Source organism: Amycolatopsis sp. NPDC058278 (assembly GCF_042881395.1).
In the GTDB taxonomy this organism is placed as follows: Bacteria; Actinomycetota; Actinomycetes; order Mycobacteriales; family Pseudonocardiaceae; genus Amycolatopsis.
In genome coordinates, this window is record NZ_JBHVXZ010000095.1 from 19,644 (window position 1) to 38,709 (window position 19,066).

Genomic DNA, 19,066 nt, shown 5'->3' on the forward strand with positions numbered 1-19,066 from the left:
CTCAGCGACCGCCGTAGCGCCGCGCCATGCTCTCGGCGACGTCGACCCACGCCTGGATCGGGTTGCTCGCCGGCGGCGGGGTGGCCGACGACGGCAGGTCGACCCGCGCCTCGGCTTCCTCGTCCGGCACCGGCTTCTTCGGCTGCGGTTTCGCCTGCGCCTGCGCCTGCTTCGGCGCCGGCTTCGCGGGCACCGGCACGTACACGGTCTCCGGGGCGGGCGTGACGACGACCGGCGCCGGCGGTGCCGGGGAGGCCGGGGAGGCCGGGGGTTCCGGCGCGGGTGCCGCGGCCACCGCCGGGCGCGCGTCGAGCTGGGCGACGTCCCGTTCCGGCGCCGGGGCGAACAGGCCGCCGGTGAAGAGGCCGCCGCCGAGCCAGCCGGCCGCGACGAGCAGCACCGCGGCCCCACCGCCGAGCCAGGTGCGGGCGCGGCGCCGGATCACCACCGACTTCTCGCGCAGGTCCTGGTCGCACACCGGCGGCCGGGTGTAGATCGGCTCCACCCGGGTCACCTCGTCGTCGGTGCGGCGGCGCCGGGGCAGGCTCGCCGCGACGATGCCGGTGCGATCCAGCAGTTCCACCGCGGCGCGGTCGCTGGACGGACGGGTCGCACTGCGCGGTGCGGTGCGAAGCATCGGGGACCTCCGGGACGGGGCTGGCGGACCCCCAGCATTCTGGACCGTTTCGGACGGTTCTGTCAGAAACGCAACTCCATTGAGTGACAGCGCGACTTAGCTGTGCTTCAGCCCCAGCCGGGCGAGTGCCGCCAACGGCCGCTGGTAGGCCGAGCCGAGCACGCGCGGAACGGCGTCGATGAAGTACGCGTCCGGTCCGATGAGGATCCGCGCCGACTTCCGCTCGATCCCGCGCAGGATCGTCTGCGCCGCCTTCTCCGGTGTCGTGCGGGCGATCCGCTCGAAGCCCTGCGCGGCCTTCTCCTGGTCGTCGGCGGCACTGCGGGAGTTGCGCACGATGTTGGTCTTGATCCCGCCCGGGTGCACGCAGCTCACCGCGACCGGGTGCCGGGCGATCAGCATTTCCTCGCGCAGCGCTTCGGTGAATCCGCGAACCGCGAACTTCGCCGCGTTGTAGGCGCTCTGCGTCGGCACGCCGACGAAGCCGAACACGCTGGAAATGTTGACGACGTGCCCGTCGCCGGAAGCGATCAGGTGCGGCAGGAACGCCTTGGTGCCGTTCACGACACCGCCGAGGTTGATGCCCATCAGCCAGTCGTAGTCCTCGAACGTCATTTCCTCGACGGTCGCGCCGAGCGCCACGCCCGCGTTGTTCACGACGACGTTGACTGCCCCGAACTCGTCGGCGACGTCGTCGGCGTGCGCGAGCACCGCACTGCGGTCGGCGACGTCCAAGGTGTACGCGCGGGCGTTGCCGCCGGCGAGCTCGGCCGTCTCCTCGGCGTTCGCGGTGACGACGTCGGACAGCGCGACCCGGGCCCCGCGGCGGGCGAACTCGCACGCGAGCGCGCGGCCGATGCCCGAGCCGGCTCCGGTGACCACCACGACCTTGTCCGCGAACTGCTTCATCGGCTCTCCCGACCGTCCGTGATCCCCACCGGGGCTACTCCCGAGTAGCCGATGCTAGCGGCTGTGAGCTTGCTGTGGGTGCGCTGATTGTGCCGGTGCGTCGTCCTATGGTGGTCTCGTCGACAGCACCGACGACTGGCGAGACGAGGAGGCGATGACCGTGCGGCGGCCGGCCGTCCTGCTCACCCTCGCCGCGATCGTGCTGCTCGGCGTGACCTTCGTCGTGGTCGTCGCCGCCCGGCCGGCGCAGCTCGCGGACGCGACGACACCGGAACTCGCCACGGTCGAGGCGGCCCCGGCGACCGACCTGCCCGCGGTGTCGAGTCCCGCGGTCGGCCCGCTGTTCGCCGAAGGGGGCCACTTCTGCACGGCCAGTGTCGTGCACAGCGAGCGGGGTGACGTGCTGCTGACCGCGGCCCACTGCATCCACAACGGCGAGGGCGGCGGCTACCTCAGCGGCGTCACCTTCGCGCCCGGCTACCACGACGGGGTCGCGCCGTTCGGCTACTGGACGGTGTCCGACGAGCTCGTCGCGCCGGGCTGGACCGCGTCCTCGGACCCGGACCTCGACGTCGGCTTCGCCACCGCGCACCAGGCGGGCACCACGAAGTCCCTGGAAAGCCTGGTCGGCGCGAACCTGCTGGCCACCGGCACCGCGTTCGAGCAGGCCATCACGCTCACCGGCTACCCGGACGACTCCGAGGTCCCCGCGGTCTGCCGGAACACCACCGCCAAGCAGGACACCTACCAGCTGCGGGTGGACTGCGCGGGCTTCCCGACCGGGACCAGCGGCGGCCCGTGGGTCGCCGGGCTGAACCCGGAAACCCGGCTCGGCACGGTCATCGGCGTCATCGGCGGCTTCGAGTTGGGCGGCGACGACGCCGACACCTCGTACTCGAGCTACTTCGACACCGACGTCCTCGCGCTCTACCGGCAGACGACCGCCCGCACCTGAGGCGGCATGATGCGGGGCATGAGCGAGCCCGTCGACGTACCCATCACCGGAGAGCCGATCCGGCTCGGCCAGTTCCTCAAGCTGGCCGGCCTCGCCGAGGACGGCTCCCACGCCAAGGACCTGATCGACGCCGAAGAGGTCACGGTCAACGGCGAGGTCGAGACCCGCCGCGGCCGCCAGCTGACCGACGGCGACGTCGTGGCGGTGGGCCCCGACCGCGGCAAGGTCATCCTGGTCCGCTAACCGACGCTGGTCAGCGGCGGCAACCCGAGCGACCGGGCGAGGGCGTCGAGTTCGCGGCGCACCGGCCCGGCCAGTGGCACGCCCAGCGCCCGGCACTGCTCGAGGTGCTGGGCCTCGCGCCAGCCGGGGTAGCGGATCGGTGCGCCGCCGTCCCAGCCGAGCATGCTGCCGAACAGCGCGCTCGCCGCGCGGTAGAAGCCGTCGGCGCTGCGCAGGGTCGTCGGCGCGATCGCCAGCACCAGCAGGCCGGTGTCGTGCTCGTGGTCGGCGACGCCGGAGAGCACCCCGGCGAGGACCTCGACCAGCAGGGTCAGCCCGGCCGCTTCCGGACCGGGGCGGTCCATGTCGAAGACGAACTCGGGGTACGCGCCGCCCGGCGCGGCCATGCCCAGCGGGTTCATCGGCTGGCCGGGCTCCCCGCCGGCGGCCAGCACCAGCCCGATCATGGCGTGCGGCAGCGCCCGCGCGGCGTGGTGCCCGGCCCGGCCGAACGGCCCGATGCCGCGCAGCGAGACGAGCCCGACGCCGAAGCGGCCGGCCCGGGTCACCGCCCGGTCCATCGCATCGCCGACGGCCCAGAGCCCGAGCGCGCGGCGGTAGTCGATCAGCGCGGCGGCCCCGCGGTCGGCGATCATCAGCGGCTCGGCGTGCGGCACGACGAGCCCGTTCTTCAGCAGCGGCAGGTGCACACGGGTCAGGTCGGCGACCCCGGTCTCCGGCGAGCCGGTGAGATCGCCGTGGCAAAGAGCTTCGGCAGCGATGCGGGCGCGCGCTTCGGGGAGACCGTGCGCGGCGAAGACGTGTGCCACGAGGGTGACCAGTTCATCGGCCCGCACGCGGGGCCAGGCCTGTTCCGGGATGGGGGTTTCCGGGAGTTCTTCTTCGAGGATGCCGGGTTCGGGGCGGGCGGAGCGGAACGGGCGCGGTCTGAGGGGCACTTCCCCGACCTTGCCCAGCGCCGGTTCGGGCGTCAACGAAGCCGGGCCCGGCCTACCCGACCGTGTGATCGATGCCCGCGAAAGCCGTACCCTGGGCGGCATGTGCCGAAACATCACCACCCTGCGTGGGCTCCAGCCGGCCGCGACGGGCGAGGAGATCGAGGCCGCGGCCCGCCAGTACGTCCGCAAGGTCACCGGCGTGCAGTCGCTGTCGGACGCCACGCGCGAGCCGTTCGAGGCGGCGGTCGCCGAAATCACCGAAATCACCACCCGGCTGCTGGAGCAGCTGCCCGAGCGCCGCCAGCCGCCGTCGACCGTGCCGCCGCTGCGCCGCCCCGAGGTGCAGGCGCGGATCGCCGCCAAGGCCCTGCGCCAGCCCTGAGTCAGCGCACGCGCTGCGCGTAGCCCTGCTCGCCGGTGTGGTCGACGCCGTCGTCCTTCGCCAGGCTGTAGAGCCGGATTTCGGTGCCGTCGGGGTCGTGGAAGCGGACCATCCAGCCGGTGGTGGCTTCGAACAGCGGCGGGTGCTCGACGCCGAGCTCGTCCAGCCGCGCGATCCACGCGTCGGCGGCCGCGCGGTCGGCGATCGAGAAGCAGACCGGGTCGAACCCGGCGAGCCCCGCGGCGGCCGTCTCCTGCACGCGCAACGCCACCGGCACGCCGTCGATCGCCCCGGCGACCCCGCGCACGACGCCGTCGTCGTCCGGGAACTCGTGAGTGACCTCGAGCCCCAGCACGCGCTCGTACCACGCCCGGCTGCGCCCCAGGTCGCGCACGGGGAACTTGACGTGGTGGATGCCCTCGATCTTCGCGGTCATCTCCGCCCTCTCGCCTCGCCGACCTGGAGGGTAAACCCGGCGGCCGGGAATTGTCGGACCTCGTCGCTAGGCTGCCCGCATGGGCGGACAAGCTTTGGTTTTGGGTGGCGGCGGGGTCGCCGGAATCGCGTGGACGACGGGGTTGCTGGTGGGTCTGGCCGAACACGGCCAGGACCTGACGGGCGCGGACCTGCTCGTCGGGACGTCGGCGGGGTCGGTCGTGGCGGCGCAGGTGGCGAGCGGCCTGCCGCTCGCCGAGCTGTACGCGCGCCAGGCCGATCCGGCGCACCAGACGCGGGAGATCCCGGCGGAAATCGACTTCGAGAAGTTCGCCGCCGACTTCGGCGGCGCGGTCACCGGCGCGAGCGACCCGGCCGAGGTGCGGCGGGCCGTGGGGCGGCTGGCGCTGGCCGCCGAAACGGTGTCCGAAGCGGACCGCCGCGAGGTGATCGCCGCGCGGCTGCCGGTGCACGAGTGGCCGGCGCAGCACCTGGTGATCGTGGCGGTCGACGCGGAGACCGGCGAACCGCGGCGCTTCGACCGCACGTCCGGCGTCTCGCTGGTCGACGCGGTGGCGGCGAGCTGCGCGGTCCCCGGCGTCTGGCCGGCGGTGACCATCGACGGCCGCCGGTACGTCGACGGCGGCGTCCGCTCGGCCGAGAACGCCGACTACGCGACCGGCTTCACCCGCGTGACGGTGGTTTCGCCGCTGGGAGTGGACGCCCCGCTGCCGATGGAGAAGCCGCTGCCCGCCGTGCTGGACGACCTGCGCGCGGCGGGCGCGGAGGTCACGCTGATCACGCCGGACGAAGCAGCGAAGGCAGCGGTCGGCGCCAACCCGCTGGACCCGGCCACGCGCACGCCGGCCGCCGAAGCGGGCCGCGCGCAGGGCGCGGCCCGCGAGCTGACCTGGAGCTAGCGGGGCCCCGGTTGCCCCGAAGTGCGTCGGCTACCCTCGTGGGCAGGGGTAGCGTGTCCGAGCGGCCGAAGGAACATGTCTTGAAAACATGCGAGGGGGCAACCTCTCCGTGGGTTCGAATCCCACCGCTACCGCACTGAGAACCCGGGCGCCCGGCGCGCCCGGGTTCAGCCTTCCTCCTCCAGCAGGTGCCGCCGCACGCGCTCGAACGCGGCGGCGATCGTCGCCTGCTCCTCGGGGCTCAGCAGGTCGATGAGGTGCTCGCGCACGCCTTCGACGTGCGTCGGCGCCGCCTTCTCCAGCAGCGCCTCGCCCTCATCGGTCAGCTCGGTGATGACCCCGCGCTTGTCCTCCGGGTCACGGGCCCGCCGGACCATGCCCGCGTCCTCCAGCCGGCCGACCTGGTGCGAAAGCTTGCTCTTCGTCGACCCCATGTAGACCGCCAGCTCCGACATCCGCATCCGGTGCTCGGGCTGGAACTGCAGGCAGACGAGCACCTCGTAGTCGGTCAGCGACACCTCGTGGCGATCGGACAGTTCGCGGTGCAGCCGCTGCCGCAGCAGGAGGGTCGCCACGATGTAGGAGCGCCACGCCGCCATCTCGGCCTCGTTCAACCACCGCACAGCACGCTCCTCGGTCATAAGGCAGCGTAGAACGTTGATCAAGGGACCGCGCGGTCCGAGTCCGATCCGTCTGCCGGTGAAAATACCGTTGCAACATCGCCCGAAGGTGGGGTTACGAAAAGGTTGAGACTCGGCGGGGAAAGGCGCATTCTGCTTGTCGGCGGACGGTCGGCCAGGGTAAGCGGCGCGGCGACGGCGACGTGCCGGCCCGGCTCCACCGCCAGGAGAGGTCAGGTGGTTGTGTGACGGGTGATCCTCGCGGTTGACCGCCCGCTGCGTCCCCGCGACCGGAACGGACACCTACCGGTTCGGCCGCGATTGTGAACAGCCAGAGCGGGCTTCCATGCGCATCACGCATACGGCGTCGGTCGGGCCTGGTTCCGGTCGCGGCCTCGGAAGCCGTGACGACAGCGCCTGAACGCCGGCCCCGGAAGCGGCCGACCGCTCGACCAAAGACATACCTCGGTACCAGCCTGGGTGCGCCCGTCAGCGCGACGGCCGCACCCAGGCTCGTTACGATCCGAAGGTGAGATTCGACGACGACGCCGGCCTGGACGCTTCCGAAGTCCAGGACCTGCGTGGAAGCGGTGGAGGCGGCGGCGGGATCGGCGGCCGCGTGGCGCTCGGCGGCGGTGGACTCGGCGTCGTCGGGCTGATCATCTACTTCGTGTTGTCCCAGCTCGGCGGGGTCAGCGTGCCGAGCGGAAGCGGTCTGGGCGGTGGTCTCGGCAGCGTCGGGTCCGGCCAGCAGGTCGACAACTCCAAGCTCCAGAGCGAGTGCAAGAAGGGCGCGGACGCCAACAAGAACCACGACTGCGCCATCGTCGCGATCGTCAACTCCGTCCAGGACTACTGGGCGCAGCAGTTCGCTCGCTCCGGCTCGACGTACCAGAAGGCGCCGACGAAGTTCTTCAACGGCGGCGTGGGCACCGGCTGCGGCAGCGCCACCTCCGACACCGGCCCGTTCTACTGCCCGGCCGACTCCGACGTCTACATCGACCTCTCCTTCTTCGACGAGCTGAAGACCCGCTTCGGCGCGCAGGGCGGCCTCTTCACCGAGGCGTACGTGCTCGCCCACGAGTACGGCCACCACGTGCAGAACCTGCTCGGCACCTCGAAGAAGGGCACCGGCAGCGGCCCGACGTCCGGTTCGGTCCGCCTGGAGCTGCAGGCCGACTGCTACGCCGGCGTCTGGGCCAACCACGCCTCGACGACGCCGACCGAGAGCGGCAAGCCGCTGATCACCGACGTCACCCAGGACGACGTCAACTCCGCGCTGGACACCGCGTCCCGCATCGGCGACGACTACATCCAGGAGAACCTCGGCGGCGGCCAGGTCGACCGGTCGAAGTTCACCCACGGCACGTCGGCGCAGCGCAAGAAGTGGTTCACCACCGGTTTCCAGACCGGCGAACCGGCCCGCTGCGACACCTTCGGCACGAACAACCTGGGCTAGCGGAACGACGACGAAGGGGCCGTCCCGCAGCCGGGACGGCCCCTTCGGTCTGTCGTCAGGCAGTCAGCGCGTGCGGGTCACCGGCCACGGCGCGGGCGGAGAAGTTCCGCTGCGCACCGCGTTCGGCGGCCTTCTGCTTGGCCGCCTTGGCCTTGCCCGGCTGGACGCCGTTGACGCTCTCGGTGCTCGTCGCGTAGACGCCGAGGGCCCAGGCGACGCCGTCGGCGTTGCGGTCCAGCGCGACCCGGTCGATGTTGCCCAGGTTGTCGCAGGCCTGGTGGTAGCACGGGTCGAACGCGACGCCGGCCGTGCCGCCCCACTTCGCCGCCTGCGCCGGGGTCTTCAGCCCCTCGGCGCCGGTGTCCAGGCCGCCCGCCGGGATGCCGACGGCGATGAACTCGCCGTAGTCCGAGCGGCCGGTGAAGTCGGTGCCCTCGAGGGGCACGCCCCGCGCGGCCTGCATGAAGTCGACGAAGGTCTTCTCGATCTGCGCCGAGCCGTACGGGCCCGCGCCCGCGCCGACGCCGTCGGAGTTGTCCCCGTCGTAGGCGAAGTAGCCGGCGTTCGGCGAGCCGATCATGTCGAAGTTGAGGTACAGCGCGATGTCGAGCTGCTGCTCGAAGGTCAGCTGGTCGACGTAGTAGGTGGAGCCGATCAGGCCGAACTCCTCCGCGCTCCAGAAGCCGAAGCGCACGGCGTTGTTGACCTTCGGGCTGCTCCCCAGCTGCAGCGCGGTCTCGAGCAGGGTCGCCGAGCCGGAACCGTTGTCGTTGATGCCCGGGCCGGCCGGGACGCTGTCGAGGTGCGACCCCAGCATCACGACGTTGTCCTTGCGCCCGGTCTTGGTCTCGGCGATGACGTTGTAGCTGGTCCGCGCCTCCTGGAAGGCCCGCAGCTCCAGCGTCACGTTCTGCCCGCCGAGCGTGGCCAGCTGCGCCCCCGCGGCCGCCGTCACGCCCCCGGTGGGGATCTTCGCGTTCTTCGGGCCCCCGAGCGTCCCGTTCAGGTCGCCGTCGGTGTTGTTGTAGACGATCGCGCCGATCGCGCCCGCGGCCGCGGCCGTCTGCTGCTTCTGCGCGAACGAGCAGCCGCCGCGCTTGATCAGGGCGATCTTGCCCGCGACGTCCGCGGTGTAGTCGGTGGCTTCGCAGCCGCTGGTGTCGTCGACGGCGACCACGGCGAGCGGCGCGGTGATGCCGCCGACCGGCGTCGACGTCGTGTACTCCATGGCGATGATCGGGACGTTCGCGCCGCCCGCGGTCAGCTTCTCGGCGAGGGTCTCCGAGTAGGTGAACGGGAACTCCTGGCGGGTGATCTGGAACCCGGCCGCCTGGAGCTTGGTCGCGATGTACTCGGCGGACTTCGCGTGCCCCTCGGTGCTCGCCGCCCGCGTGCCGCCGTTGGTGTCGGCGATGCGCTGGAGGGCGATCAGGTGCCGGTTGACGCCGTTGGCGTCGACCTTCTTGACGAGCTGCTTCGCCAGGGCCGGCCCGTCGGGAAGGGTGTCCGCGGCGGCGGCCGGGGTCAGGCCGAGCACCAGCGTCGCGCCGGCGGCCAAAGCAAGCGGCGGAAGAAACTTCGTTCTAAAGGGTGACATGGTTGCTCACCTTTGTTCGATTTGTGAGGTCCGTCAATGCGCCTTTCGGCGGGAACTTTGACCGCGGTATACAGTCGACACATGTACGCGATCACCATCCGTGAACCAGGTGACCCGGACGTTCTCGAGTGGGCGGAGGTCGCGGATCCGCGTCCCGGCCCCGGCGAGGTGCTGCTGGAGGCCGCGGCGAGCGCGGTGAACCGCGCGGATCTGCTGCAGCGCCAGGGCCACTACCCGCCGCCTCCCGGCGCGAGCGAAACCCTCGGCCTCGAGTGCTCCGGCACGATCGCGGAACTCGGCGAAGGTGTGGAAGACACAGCGGGCTGGGCAGTCGGCGACGAGGTCTGCGCCCTGCTCTCCGGTGGCGGTTACGCGGAGAAGGTCGTCGTCCCGGCGGGGCAGCTGCTGCCGGTGCCGGGCGAGATCGACCTGCTCACCGCGGCCGCGTTGCCCGAGGTGGCCTGCACGGTGTGGGCGAACGTCGTGATGCACGCGAAGCTCACCGAAGGCGAGGTGCTGCTGGTCCACGGCGGCGCCGGCGGCATCGGCACGCACGCCATCCAGGTCGGCAAGGCGCTCGGCGCCACCGTCGCCGTCACCGCGGGCTCGCCGGAGCGGCTCGAAAGCTGCCGCCAGCTCGGCGCCGACATCACGATCAACTACAAGGACCAGGACTTCGTCGAGGTCCTCAAGAAGGAAACGGGTGGCGCGAACGTCATCCTCGACAACATGGGCGCGTCCTACCTTGGCCGCAACGTCGACGCGCTGCAGCAGGACGGGCGGCTGGTCATCATCGGCATGCAGGGCGGCGTGAAGGGCGAGCTGAACGTCGGCGCGCTGCTGGGGAAGCGGGCTTCGGTGTTCGCCGCGGGCCTGCGGTTCCGGCCGCTCGACCAGAAGGCGGCGATCGTCGCCGACGTCCGCGAGCGCCTGTGGCCACTGGTCGCCGAGGGTCTCGTCAAGCCGATCGTCGGCCAGGTCGTGCCCATGGCCGAAGCCGCGACCGCACACCGGATCCTCGAAGAGGGCAGTGTCTTCGGCAAGGTGCTGCTGGCGGCGAAGTCCTGACTGCGTCAGCTGCGTCAGCTGCGTCAGCGTAGTTCATCGAGGACCCGCACGAGCTGGTTGATCTCGAAGACGTTGGAGTAGTGGGCGAGCCCGATCCGCACGGCGCCGCCCACTTCTCCGACGCCGAGTGACGCGAAGACGCCGCTCGTGTCGTCGTCGGCGAAGGCGCACAAGCCCTGCTTCGCCAGGTACTCGGCGACCTCGGGCGACTTCTTGCCGGCGACGGCGAAGGCGAGCGCGGGGATCCGGCGCATGGCGTTGCCGATGACCATGATGTGCCGCAGCGACAGCAGTTCCGTGGACAGCTGCGCGAGCAGCCCGGCGTGGTAGGACTTCGCCGACCCGAGCGAGGTGACCAGGCGCTCGCGCCGTGAGCCGGTGGCGGCGTCGTCGAGGCCGGAGAGGTAGTCGATCGACGCGATCAGCCCGGCCAGCAGCGGGTAGGCGTGCGGGCCGAGCTCCAGCCGGGCGGCACCGCGGGCCATCGGGTCGAGCGAAGCCGACGGGATCCGCTCGATCAGCTCGGGGTCGCGGAAGACCAGCGCGCCCACCGACGGGCCGCCCCAGGCCTGCGCGGACACGACCATGACGTCGGCGCCGAGCGCGTTGATGTCGAGGGGCAGGAACGGCGCGGCGTAGGTGGCGTCGACGACGACGAGCGCGCCGACCCGCTTGGCGAACTCGATGATCGTCGGCACGTCCGGCCGGGTGCCGACGGAACCGGACGCGAGCGTGACGGCGACGGCCTTGGTGCGCGCCGACACGAGCTGCTCGTACTGCCACGCCGGCAGCTCGCAGGTCTCGATGTCGATCTCACCCCAGCGCACGACGGCACCGACGCGCTTGGCGGCGCGCTGCCAGGGAGCGAGGTTCGCCTGCTCGTCGAGCCTCGAGACGACGAGTTCGTCGCCGATGGTCCAGCGCTCGGCGAGCGCGTCGACGAGCCGGCGCAGCATCACCGGCGCGCTCGGCCCGAGCACGACGGCAGCAGGGTCGGCCCCGACCAGGTCGGCCACGGCCCGGCGGGCCGCGGTCACGATGCTTTCCGCGCGTTGTGAGGCCGGAAACGCTCCGCCCGGCCCGGACACCGGGGCGCGCATCGCCGTGGAAACGGCCGAAGCGACCTGTTCCGGGACCAGCATTCCGGCGGCGCCGTCGAAGTGAATCCAGCCGTCACCCAGCGCGGGAAAGAGCCCACGGATACGAGCGACGTCGAACGCCATGGGGACACCGTACGGACGTGCGGTTTCGCCGTGCGTCCGGGGTTGGGTGGAGAGCCACCGGGAACCCCCGGAGCCGCTACGCTCGGAGACGGACACGCCGCGGGTGTCGCGGAGCGTGTCGAACGCAAGCCAGGATGGAGCACATGACCGAGCCGAACTTCACAGCGGGTGACCCGGGCCAGGAATCTTCACCCCACGTGGTGGTCGTCGGACCGGACGGCACGCCGGTGGGCGCCACCCAGCTGCCCTCCCCCGGCGCCGACGGAGAGCACCCCGAGTCGGTGGGTGACCTCGTCGAGGAGCCGGCGAAGGTGATGCGCATCGGCACGATGATCAAGCAGCTGCTGGAGGAGGTCCGGGCGGCCCCGCTGGACGACGCGTCCCGGACCCGGGTGCGCGAGATCCACCAGACGTCGATCCGCGAGCTGGAGAAGGCGCTGGCGCCGGAGCTGCAGGACGAGCTGGAGAGGCTGGTCCGCCCGTTCACCGACGACTCGACGCCGTCGGACGCGGAGCTGCGGATCGCGCAGGCCCAGCTGGTCGGCTGGCTGGAGGGGCTGTTCAGCGGAATCCAGACGGCGCTGTTCGCCCAGCAGATGGCCGCCCGCGTCCAGCTGGAGCAGATGCGGCGCGGGCTGCCGGCGGGCCCATCGGGCGCGGCCGGCCACGGGCACGAGCACGGACCGGGCATTTCGGGAACGGGCCAGTACCTCTGACGCAGGTTGTCCACAGACCGGAGGTCCTGTGGACAACCTCTGTGGACAACTCGGCTTTGGCCGGTTTTGCCCGGGGGTGCCGATAGGCTGGACTTGGGGACGCCCCCCACGGAGGGCGGGGGAGTTTCCGGCCCCTCCCCCAGCCCCGCGGGCACAGCGGCGCTGATCAGCGCCGTCCCGGTCGCCTCGTGCCGGGGCGTGAAGTGCTCCTTCAAGCGGGCCAAGCGCTCTTCATGCTGGGAATCGCCTCCAGGCAGGCGTGCTCGGCGCGGCCTCTCCCGCCGTGTGGGTCACCGAGCGGGCCCCGGCTAGCGAGGCACGTATCCAGGTCTCCACGTGCGCATCCGGCTGCTGGCGATCTGTTCGATCCGCAGCCGCAGCCTCGCCATCACCGGTCGCCAGGCCGTGAGTCTGGATCTCGACCGTCTTGTGCGCCTTCTCGGGGTCGCCTCCGTGGTTGATGCCGATCTCGGCGATCACGAGCGGGAGGGGTGACCGCCACCGACCGGGTGCTCGCCCAGCGTGAACTCGGCCACCTCCGAGGCGCTGCGGGGCCGCGGTCCGTGCTCGACCCCATCCCGCCCGGCCAGGGGCTCGGCCCGGCCCCACGCCAGTGCCCTATCAAGGGCTCTCGGTACCCTCGTCCTCGTGCATGCCACCAGCACGGTTCAGGCCGCAGACTCACCCGTGACGACGTCGGCATCCCCGACGTCGGACAGCAAGACGTTCTCGCGTGCCTTCGCCGACATCAAGGCCGGATTCCGCGCCCGCGAGCTCTGGGGTCACCTGGGCTGGCAGGACATCAAGCAGAGATATCGCCGCTCGGTGATCGGGCCCTTCTGGATCACCATCACCCAGGCCGTCCTCGCGGTCGGGCTCGGGCTGCTGTACTCCCAGCTGTTCAAGCTGCCGGTCGAGGTGTTCCTGCCCTACATCTCCACCGGCTTCATCATCTGGGGCTTCATCGTGGGCTGCCTGTCCGAGGGCATGGAGACGTTCATCGCGAACGAGGGGCTGATCAAGCAGCTCCCGGCGCCACTGAGCGTGTACATGCTGCGCACGGTGTGGCGGCAGACGCTGATGCTGGCCCACAACATGATCGTCTACTTGGCCGTGCTGGCGATCTTCTTCAGCGCGCTCAGCAACAAGTACTCGCTGCTGGGCGACGGGGCGTGCGTCCCCAACCACATCTGCCACCCGGGCCTCAGCTGGAACATCCTGCTGGCCATCCCCGGTTTCGTGCTGCTGGCGCTGAACGCCGGCTGGGTGACGCTGCTGTTCGGCATCATCTCGACCCGCTTCCGCGACATCCCGCAGGTCATCAACTCGCTGATCCAGCTGCTGTTCTACGGCACGCCGATCGTCTGGCCGGTGGACCAGCTGATGACCGGCGGGACCCGGGAGGCCGCCTCCTGGATCCTGCCGATCGTCAAGATCAACCCGCTCTACCACTTCATGCAGGTGGTCCGCGCGCCGCTGCTGGGGCAGGAGTTCTCTCCGGGGAACTGGATCGTGGTCGGCACCATCACCGTTGTCGGTTGGGCTCTCGCGCTGGTCGCGATGCGCAACTACCGTGCCCGCGTCTCCTATTGGGTGTGACACATGGTTTCCATTGACGTCCACAACGCGTTCGTCGACTTCCCGATCTTCGACGCGAAGACGCGGTCGATGAAGAAGAAGGTCCTCGGCAAGGTCGGCGGCAAGATCGGCACCGACACCAAGGTGCCGATCATCGAAGCCCTGCACGACGTGACCCTCAACCTGCGTGAAGGCGACCGCGTCGGCCTGGTCGGGCACAACGGCGCCGGCAAGTCCACGCTGCTGCGCCTGCTCGCCGGGATCTACGAACCGACCCGCGGCTCGTCGCGGATCAACGGCAAGATCGCGCCGGTGTTCGACCTCGGCATCGGCATGGACCCGGAGATTTCGGGCGTCGAGAACATCATCATCCGCGGCCTCTTCCTCGGCATGAGCGCCAAGGAGATGGAGAAGCGGGTCGACGACATCGCCGAGTTCACCGAGCTCGGCGACTACCTGCAGATGCCGTTGCGCACGTACTCGACGGGTATGCGCGTGCGGCTGGCGCTGGGTGTCGTCACGTCGATCGACCCCGAGATCCTCATCCTCGACGAGGGCATCGGCGCGGTCGACGCGGCGTTCCTCAACAAGGCGCGCGACCGGCTCAAGGACCTCGTCAAGCGCTCCGGCATCCTGGTGTTCGCCAGCCACTCGGACGAGTTCCTGTTCGAACTGTGCGATTCGGCCATCTGGATGGACGAAGGGCACCTCAAGCAACAGGGTTCGCTGCGGGACGTCCTCACGTCGTACAAGGGCCGTGATCCCTTCGAGAACATGAGCCAGGAAACCTTGGAGCGCTTCGGCATCGAGTCGGTGGCGACGACGAACGGCGGGGAATGATGGCCAGCGAGACCCGGCAGCTGCCCGACGGCGCGGTCGTCGGCGTGGTCGTCACGCGGCACCGGCGGGAGCTGCTCGCGGACTCGCTGAAGGTCATCGCGGCCCAGACCCGGCCGGTCGACCACCTGGTGGTCGTCGACAACGGACCGGACGACTCCGCGCGCGAAGTCGTCGAGAACTACCCGCTGCCGCACACGTACCTGCCGTCGCACCGGAACCTCGGTGGCGCCGGCGGGTTCGCGCTGGGCATGCTGCACGCGCTCTCGCTGGGCGCGGACTGGGTCTGGCTGGCCGACGACGACGGGCGCCCGGCCGACGAGAACGTGCTCGCCATCCTGCTCGAGGAAGCCGAAAAGCGGGACCTGGCGGAGATTTCGCCGGTGGTGTCGAACATCGACGCGCCGGACAAGCTGGCGTTCCCGCTGCGCCGCGGCCTGACCTGGAAGCGTTCACAGTCCGAGCTGGGTGCCGACTTCCTGCCCGGCATCGCGTCCCTGATGAACGGCGCACTCTTCCGCGCGTCCACTTTGGACGTCGTCGGCGTGCCGGACCTGCGGCTGTTCTTCCGCGGCGACGAGGTGGAACTGCACCGGCGGCTGGTCCGGTCGGGGCTGCCGTTCGGCACGTCGCTGAAGACCAAGTACCTGCACCCGGACGGTTCGGACGAGTTCAAGCCCATGCTGGGCGGCAAGTTCCACGCGCAGGACCCGGAGAACGAGGTCAAGCGGTACTACACCTACCGCAACCGCGGCTACCTGCTGTCCCAGCCGGGCATGCGGAAGATCGGCGCGCTGGAGATCGTCCGCTTCGGACTGTACTTCGTGGGCGTGAAGCGGGACCCGAAGGCGTTCCTGCAGTGGCTGAAGCTGGTGCGGCAGGGCCGCGCCGAGAAGTTCTACCGCTACTGATCCTTCAGCGGAAAGGGCCCCCGCGACGAGAGCGGGGGCCCTTTCTGCTGAGAAGGCTTATTCGCCGATGACCGGCGGCGCCGTGCGCATGTCGGTGCCGAAGACCTCGTCGGGGTCACCCTCGACCAGGTAGGTCGGGCGCGAGTGCTCGGTGTCCTCGTCGCCTTCGCCCTTCTGGCCGCGGCCCAGGCCACCGCCACCGGGACCCATGCCCCCGCGACCGGCGGCGCCACCGCCGAGGCCGCCCATCCCGCGTCCCGCGGCCGCTTCCGCGGCCCCGATGCCACCCGGCCGGGCCGCACCCGACGCGGCACCCGCGCCCGTCGCGTTCCCGGCACCCGAGCCGCCGGGGCCGAACCCGCCGCCACCACCGCGCCCGCTGCCGCCGCCGCCGACCTTGGAGTTGTAGGCCTCGTCGCCGCCGAAGTTCATCCCGCCCATCGGCATCGGGCTCATCGGCGGCATCCCCCCGAACTGCTGGTTCGGGTTCGACGTCGAAGCCGCCGGGACCGAGCTGGGCGTGAACCCGGACGGCGTGGTGGTGCCGGTCGGGACGAACCCGGAGCCGGTGGTCGAGCCGGGTCCGGAGAAGTGGGCGGCCGGGCCGCCGAGCGGCCCGGAGGTATTGCCGGACACGAGGCCCTGGGCGGTGCCGCCGGGCGTGTTCACCGAGTGGGAGCCCGGCGTGTTCACGCTGGAGGGGTTGTTGATGCCGTTCTTGTCGCCGGTGCCGTTGGGGTCACCGCTGTCCCCACCGGTGCTGAAGCTCGGCGGCGGCGCGAAGGCGGGCTGCTTGGATGCGGCCTCGTAGAGGTTCTTGTCGTAGGTCGCCATGACGCCCGCGGCTTCGTCGTGCGCCGCCTGGCTGTCCTTCTGCTTCTGGATCGACTTGTCGACGTTGTCGGGCAGGCTGAAGGGGTTCGACGTGGCCCAGTCCTTGAACTCGTCCTTCCAGCTGAACGGGATCGGAGCCGGCATGGAGTTCTTCGCCGTGGCGGCGGCCTGGCCCTGGTCGTAGATGGTTTCCGAGGCCAGCTTGGCGTTCTGCGAGTTGGCGTCGGACCACTTGCCGAGGCTGGTGAAGTACTGCTGCGCGTTCTCGGCGGCGCTGCCTTCCCAGGTGCCCTTCGAGGCGTTGACGGCGGTGTTCATCGACTGCGCGAACTTGTCGAAGACCTGGTGGACTTCGTGGTAGGCGGTCGAGACCTCGGACACCTGGTCGACGTTCAGATTGCTCTGGAGGAACGCCTGCAGCTGGGTGTGGTCCGTGCCCTTGTAGTCTGCGTTGGGTGCGTTCAGCCCCGAGACGTACTCGACATCACGGCCCTGGGTGGCTTCCTTGACGTTCTTGTCGCCCATCTGCTGGGCCTGGCTCTTGGCCTGCGCTTGGGCGATCCACTGCTGAACCGGGCCGAACAGCCAGTTACCGGGGTCGACGCCTTCTTCGGCCTTCTGCTGCAGGTAGGCGTCCCGCTCGGCGGGCGCCATGTCCTGGACCTGCTGAGGCGTCTTGTCCTCGGTCTTCGGCCGCGGTCCCTGTCGCGTGGTCATGTGGGTCCCCTATCCCTTCGGCAGCCGCGGTTCGACAGCGGCCTTCGCAACCGCCTCGGCGATCTGGCAAGCCTGGTCCGCGGAATCGGCACCGATCAGCGATACGTCCACCCGGGACGCGTCGCCCACCGGCAGGGCGAGCGTGCAGGCAGGCAGCGCTGTGTCACCGGGCGACTCCTTCGCTTTCCTGCCGTTGATGTCCTTGTCGAGCACGCCGCCACCGTTGTCGTTCACCTGCGCGACCGACGCGGTGTCGCGGACGTCGACGCCGATCACCTTGGAATCGTCACTCGCCGAGGCGATCTGCTGCCGGTAGCTGCACGATCGCGCGCCGCCGATCGACTTCTTCACCGGGTCATGGAACTTGCCGTAACTACTCAGGTCGCTCATCTCGAGGAGCGAACAGGCGTCGGTGATCGACTGGGTCCCACCACCGCCCGAGGAGGGACTCTCCGGGGAGCCCGGCTCACTCGCCGAAGGCGACTGCGCGGGCGACGCCGTTCCTCCTTGGGTGCTGGTGCACCCGGCGAGCAGCGCACCGCCGGCCACGAGCGGAAGAACAACGCGAACGAGAAGTTTCGACATACCTCAAGGCCTACTTGGTCTGGAGCGAGGAGAAAGCTTGGTTCTCGGTTTCCTTGTACAGGCCCGCGGCCCTGGCGAGCGCTTCATCGGCTTGCTTCGCGACCTGCGCGAGCTGCTGGATGACCCGGGTGGCCGAACCTTCGGCTTGGGAGGCGCTCTTTTGGTCGTGCTTGGCGACCGTGTGCCCGTACGGATGGTCGCCGAGCTGCGGCTCCTGGTCGAGTACGAAGCTCTTGTACTGCAGGTCAGCGAGGTCGTTGACCAGGTCGAGAAGGGCCTGCCGGAGCGGCTTCACACCCTCCGGGGTGATCTTGAACCCGCCGCCCTTGGCCGCGTCGACCAGCTTCTGGGTCTCGGCCGTGACCGCCTGCACCGCGGCGCTCATCCCGGCCGAGGAGAGCGGGTTGACGATGTCCGAAATCGAGCCGCCGCCCCCACCGTCAGCTATCAGCATCGCTGTTCCACCCCGAATCGCTTCGCCCGTGCGTGTGCACCCGGAAGTCTACTAGCCGGGCACCCTCTGCCACGGCCGTTCACCGATCTTCACCTCGGACGCAGCCGCGCGGTGCGGGGTTCCCGTGGCTCAGAACTGGCCTTCGAGCTGGGCGTACAGCTGCTGGGCCAGCCGGGCATTGTCGGCCGGGGCGTAGGTGATCCAGCGCTGGCCGTCCGCCGCCTCGCGTGAAGACATCAGCCAGCGGCCGCTCGGGGTGTCGAACCAGGCCAGCGGGGGGAACGTGCCGCCACGGGTCTGGGCCGTGAACTGGCCCACGCGCTTCTTCGGCTCCTGGAACACGCGCTCGATCATGCGGAGCTGGGGACCGCCGGCGTTGGGGGACCGCGGGGCGCTGACGCCGGCGAACGGGTCGTACGTCTCGTCGCGACGCTGGTGGCGGGGCTGCTGGACCGGCCGCGAGATCGTCACCGACTGGCCCGGCGCGGCCGGCGTCAGCGGGAGGAGGTCGACGATCGCCGGCACGATGCCCGTCGGGCGGACCTCCTCGAAGACGAGGAGGTTCTCCTCTTGGCGGGTGAGCACCGCGAACTGGCCGTCGGAGGCGACGCGGGCGAACAGGTGGCGGTCACCCAGCTCGGCGGCCGCGTTGATGGACACGCTCCCGCGGACGAACGTGGCCAGCGCCAGCTCGGCGTCCGGGTCGAGGCGGCCGCGGCTCCACAGCCCGCGGCCGGTCAGGTCGCGGACGACGGCGTCGCGGATCATCGCGCGCTGCTCGACGGTCGTGCCGACGTGCGGGACCTCGAACGGCGTCGGCGCGCGGCCGAGCCCGAGCTGTTCCAGCAGGATGTCCACCGCTGCCAGCGACAGCGAGAACGAGTGAGGCATCGCTTCCGTCCCCCCGGGGTCTTCCGGTCGTCGCCGAAAACGGTAGTCCACCGCAGTGACAACCGGGGCTTCGCCCCGAGCCGGGGGCTCCGCCACCCGGAGCCCCCGAACGACAGCTGTGACATCCGGGGCTTCGCCCCGAGCCGGGGCCTCCGCC

Annotated in this window: 22 protein-coding genes and 1 tRNA gene; 12 read left to right on the forward strand and 11 right to left on the reverse strand. The window is 70.6% G+C overall.

What is annotated here, in order from left to right; all coding sequences use genetic code 11:
- Nucleotide 1: 1 nt before the first annotated feature.
- Together ACFVYA_RS36075 and ACFVYA_RS36080 are read right to left on the reverse strand one after the other, a co-directional pair.
- Nucleotides 2-637: a hypothetical protein gene (locus ACFVYA_RS36075; protein WP_387051450.1), complete on the reverse strand. Its 636-nt coding sequence runs from the start codon at nucleotides 635-637 to the stop codon at nucleotides 2-4.
- 96 nt (nucleotides 638-733) lie between these two features.
- Complete coding sequence (locus ACFVYA_RS36080) at nucleotides 734-1,546, reverse strand: SDR family NAD(P)-dependent oxidoreductase (RefSeq protein WP_387051452.1); 813 nt, start codon at nucleotides 1,544-1,546, stop codon at nucleotides 734-736.
- Nucleotides 1,547-1,700: 154 nt separating this feature from the next.
- On the opposite strand from ACFVYA_RS36080, the gene ACFVYA_RS36085 reads away from it, so the two are divergent.
- Complete coding sequence (locus tag ACFVYA_RS36085; protein ID WP_387051454.1) at nucleotides 1,701-2,501, forward strand: trypsin-like serine peptidase; 801 nt, start codon at nucleotides 1,701-1,703, stop codon at nucleotides 2,499-2,501.
- A gap of 18 nt (nucleotides 2,502-2,519) precedes the next feature.
- The gene (locus ACFVYA_RS36090; protein ID WP_013222201.1) at nucleotides 2,520-2,744 is read left to right on the forward strand and encodes an RNA-binding S4 domain-containing protein; all 225 of its coding nucleotides are present in this window, start codon (nucleotides 2,520-2,522) and stop codon (nucleotides 2,742-2,744) included.
- Here ACFVYA_RS36090 and ACFVYA_RS36095 read toward each other — a convergent pair.
- A complete protein-coding gene (locus ACFVYA_RS36095) occupies nucleotides 2,741-3,682 on the reverse strand; it encodes an Ldh family oxidoreductase (RefSeq protein WP_387051455.1) in 942 nt (313 codons plus the stop codon). The genes ACFVYA_RS36090 and ACFVYA_RS36095 overlap by 4 nt on opposite strands.
- Before the next feature lie 100 nt (nucleotides 3,683-3,782).
- Here ACFVYA_RS36095 and ACFVYA_RS36100 point away from each other — a divergent pair, with 100 nt between their 5' ends.
- Nucleotides 3,783-4,064: a DUF2277 domain-containing protein gene (locus tag ACFVYA_RS36100; protein WP_285987717.1), complete on the forward strand. Its 282-nt coding sequence runs from the start codon at nucleotides 3,783-3,785 to the stop codon at nucleotides 4,062-4,064.
- Between the two features lies 1 nt (nucleotide 4,065).
- Here the strand turns inward: ACFVYA_RS36100 and ACFVYA_RS36105 are convergent, their stop codons facing one another.
- Nucleotides 4,066-4,500, reverse strand: coding sequence for a VOC family protein (locus ACFVYA_RS36105; RefSeq protein WP_387051458.1), 435 nt, complete (start codon nucleotides 4,498-4,500; stop codon nucleotides 4,066-4,068).
- 79 nt (nucleotides 4,501-4,579) lie between these two features.
- Here ACFVYA_RS36105 and ACFVYA_RS36110 point away from each other — a divergent pair, with 79 nt between their 5' ends.
- Together ACFVYA_RS36110 and ACFVYA_RS36115 are read left to right on the forward strand one after the other, a co-directional pair.
- The gene (locus tag ACFVYA_RS36110; protein WP_387051459.1) at nucleotides 4,580-5,419 is read left to right on the forward strand and encodes a patatin-like phospholipase family protein; all 840 of its coding nucleotides are present in this window, start codon (nucleotides 4,580-4,582) and stop codon (nucleotides 5,417-5,419) included.
- 47 nt (nucleotides 5,420-5,466) lie between these two features.
- Nucleotides 5,467-5,553 (forward strand) — tRNA-Ser (locus ACFVYA_RS36115).
- 33 nt (nucleotides 5,554-5,586) lie between these two features.
- On the opposite strand, the gene ACFVYA_RS36120 is transcribed toward ACFVYA_RS36115, so the two are convergent.
- Nucleotides 5,587-6,060, reverse strand: coding sequence for a MarR family winged helix-turn-helix transcriptional regulator (locus tag ACFVYA_RS36120; protein ID WP_285987713.1), 474 nt, complete (start codon nucleotides 6,058-6,060; stop codon nucleotides 5,587-5,589).
- A gap of 508 nt (nucleotides 6,061-6,568) precedes the next feature.
- Here ACFVYA_RS36120 and ACFVYA_RS36125 point away from each other — a divergent pair.
- On the forward strand, nucleotides 6,569-7,498 hold the full coding sequence (locus tag ACFVYA_RS36125; RefSeq protein ID WP_285987712.1) for a neutral zinc metallopeptidase: 930 nt from the start codon (nucleotides 6,569-6,571) through the stop codon (nucleotides 7,496-7,498).
- Nucleotides 7,499-7,553: 55 nt separating this feature from the next.
- On the opposite strand, the gene ACFVYA_RS36130 is transcribed toward ACFVYA_RS36125, so the two are convergent.
- A complete protein-coding gene (locus ACFVYA_RS36130) occupies nucleotides 7,554-9,095 on the reverse strand; it encodes a M28 family metallopeptidase (protein WP_387051462.1) in 1,542 nt (513 codons plus the stop codon).
- Nucleotides 9,096-9,176: 81 nt separating this feature from the next.
- Between ACFVYA_RS36130 and ACFVYA_RS36135 the strand changes: the two genes are divergently transcribed.
- On the forward strand, nucleotides 9,177-10,163 hold the full coding sequence (locus ACFVYA_RS36135; protein WP_387051463.1) for an NAD(P)H-quinone oxidoreductase: 987 nt from the start codon (nucleotides 9,177-9,179) through the stop codon (nucleotides 10,161-10,163).
- 23 nt (nucleotides 10,164-10,186) lie between these two features.
- On the opposite strand, the gene ACFVYA_RS36140 is transcribed toward ACFVYA_RS36135, so the two are convergent.
- Nucleotides 10,187-11,386 carry a cysteine desulfurase-like protein gene (locus ACFVYA_RS36140; protein WP_387051465.1) on the reverse strand — a complete coding sequence of 400 codons (1,200 nt, stop codon included), beginning with the start codon at nucleotides 11,384-11,386 and terminating at the stop codon, nucleotides 10,187-10,189.
- 134 nt (nucleotides 11,387-11,520) lie between these two features.
- On the opposite strand from ACFVYA_RS36140, the gene ACFVYA_RS36145 reads away from it, so the two are divergent.
- From ACFVYA_RS36145 to ACFVYA_RS36165, 5 genes are all read left to right on the forward strand, one after another.
- Nucleotides 11,521-12,102 carry a bacterial proteasome activator family protein gene (locus ACFVYA_RS36145; RefSeq protein ID WP_387051467.1) on the forward strand — a complete coding sequence of 194 codons (582 nt, stop codon included), beginning with the start codon at nucleotides 11,521-11,523 and terminating at the stop codon, nucleotides 12,100-12,102.
- A gap of 336 nt (nucleotides 12,103-12,438) precedes the next feature.
- Nucleotides 12,439-12,597, forward strand: coding sequence for a hypothetical protein (locus ACFVYA_RS36150; protein WP_387051469.1), 159 nt, complete (start codon nucleotides 12,439-12,441; stop codon nucleotides 12,595-12,597).
- Nucleotides 12,598-12,750: 153 nt separating this feature from the next.
- Nucleotides 12,751-13,701, forward strand: coding sequence for an ABC transporter permease (locus ACFVYA_RS36155; RefSeq protein ID WP_285987707.1), 951 nt, complete (start codon nucleotides 12,751-12,753; stop codon nucleotides 13,699-13,701).
- Between the two features lie 3 nt (nucleotides 13,702-13,704).
- Nucleotides 13,705-14,520, forward strand: coding sequence for an ABC transporter ATP-binding protein (locus ACFVYA_RS36160; protein WP_285987706.1), 816 nt, complete (start codon nucleotides 13,705-13,707; stop codon nucleotides 14,518-14,520).
- A complete protein-coding gene (locus ACFVYA_RS36165) occupies nucleotides 14,520-15,428 on the forward strand; it encodes a glycosyltransferase family 2 protein (RefSeq protein WP_360166165.1) in 909 nt (302 codons plus the stop codon). Before ACFVYA_RS36160 ends, ACFVYA_RS36165 begins: the two co-directional genes overlap by 1 nt.
- Nucleotides 15,429-15,485: 57 nt before the next feature.
- Here the strand turns inward: ACFVYA_RS36165 and ACFVYA_RS36170 are convergent, their stop codons facing one another.
- The 4 genes from ACFVYA_RS36170 to ACFVYA_RS36185 form a co-directional block, all read right to left on the reverse strand.
- A complete protein-coding gene (locus tag ACFVYA_RS36170; protein WP_387051471.1) occupies nucleotides 15,486-16,979 on the reverse strand; it encodes a hypothetical protein in 1,494 nt (497 codons plus the stop codon).
- Nucleotides 16,980-16,988: 9 nt separating this feature from the next.
- Nucleotides 16,989-17,528: a DUF3558 family protein gene (locus tag ACFVYA_RS36175; protein ID WP_387051473.1), complete on the reverse strand. Its 540-nt coding sequence runs from the start codon at nucleotides 17,526-17,528 to the stop codon at nucleotides 16,989-16,991.
- Nucleotides 17,529-17,574: 46 nt separating this feature from the next.
- A complete protein-coding gene (locus ACFVYA_RS36180; RefSeq protein ID WP_387051474.1) occupies nucleotides 17,575-18,018 on the reverse strand; it encodes a hypothetical protein in 444 nt (147 codons plus the stop codon).
- A gap of 129 nt (nucleotides 18,019-18,147) precedes the next feature.
- The gene (locus ACFVYA_RS36185; RefSeq protein WP_285987701.1) at nucleotides 18,148-18,909 is read right to left on the reverse strand and encodes an ESX secretion-associated protein EspG; all 762 of its coding nucleotides are present in this window, start codon (nucleotides 18,907-18,909) and stop codon (nucleotides 18,148-18,150) included.
- Nucleotides 18,910-19,066 lie beyond the last annotated feature (157 nt).

Coding starts and splice junctions, on each gene's coding strand:
- ACFVYA_RS36120 (WP_285987713.1), bottom strand. CDS start 6,060: ATGACCGAGGAGCGTGCTGTGCGGTGGTTGAACGAGGCCGAGATGGCG.
- ACFVYA_RS36100 (WP_285987717.1), top strand. CDS start 3,783: ATGTGCCGAAACATCACCACCCTGCGTGGGCTCCAGCCGGCCGCGACG.
- ACFVYA_RS36140 (WP_387051465.1), bottom strand. CDS start 11,386: ATGGCGTTCGACGTCGCTCGTATCCGTGGGCTCTTTCCCGCGCTGGGT.
- ACFVYA_RS36075 (WP_387051450.1), bottom strand. CDS start 637: ATGCTTCGCACCGCACCGCGCAGTGCGACCCGTCCGTCCAGCGACCGC.
- ACFVYA_RS36170 (WP_387051471.1), bottom strand. CDS start 16,979: ATGACCACGCGACAGGGACCGCGGCCGAAGACCGAGGACAAGACGCCT.
- ACFVYA_RS36165 (WP_360166165.1), top strand. CDS start 14,520: ATGGCCAGCGAGACCCGGCAGCTGCCCGACGGCGCGGTCGTCGGCGTG.
- ACFVYA_RS36180 (WP_387051474.1), bottom strand. CDS start 18,018: ATGCTGATAGCTGACGGTGGGGGCGGCGGCTCGATTTCGGACATCGTC.
- ACFVYA_RS36105 (WP_387051458.1), bottom strand. CDS start 4,500: ATGACCGCGAAGATCGAGGGCATCCACCACGTCAAGTTCCCCGTGCGC.
- ACFVYA_RS36110 (WP_387051459.1), top strand. CDS start 4,580: ATGGGCGGACAAGCTTTGGTTTTGGGTGGCGGCGGGGTCGCCGGAATC.
- ACFVYA_RS36085 (WP_387051454.1), top strand. CDS start 1,701: ATGACCGTGCGGCGGCCGGCCGTCCTGCTCACCCTCGCCGCGATCGTG.
- ACFVYA_RS36185 (WP_285987701.1), bottom strand. CDS start 18,909: ATGCCTCACTCGTTCTCGCTGTCGCTGGCAGCGGTGGACATCCTGCTG.
- ACFVYA_RS36145 (WP_387051467.1), top strand. CDS start 11,521: ATGGAGCACATGACCGAGCCGAACTTCACAGCGGGTGACCCGGGCCAG.
- ACFVYA_RS36090 (WP_013222201.1), top strand. CDS start 2,520: ATGAGCGAGCCCGTCGACGTACCCATCACCGGAGAGCCGATCCGGCTC.
- ACFVYA_RS36160 (WP_285987706.1), top strand. CDS start 13,705: ATGGTTTCCATTGACGTCCACAACGCGTTCGTCGACTTCCCGATCTTC.
- ACFVYA_RS36135 (WP_387051463.1), top strand. CDS start 9,177: ATGTACGCGATCACCATCCGTGAACCAGGTGACCCGGACGTTCTCGAG.
- ACFVYA_RS36130 (WP_387051462.1), bottom strand. CDS start 9,095: ATGTCACCCTTTAGAACGAAGTTTCTTCCGCCGCTTGCTTTGGCCGCC.
- ACFVYA_RS36080 (WP_387051452.1), bottom strand. CDS start 1,546: ATGAAGCAGTTCGCGGACAAGGTCGTGGTGGTCACCGGAGCCGGCTCG.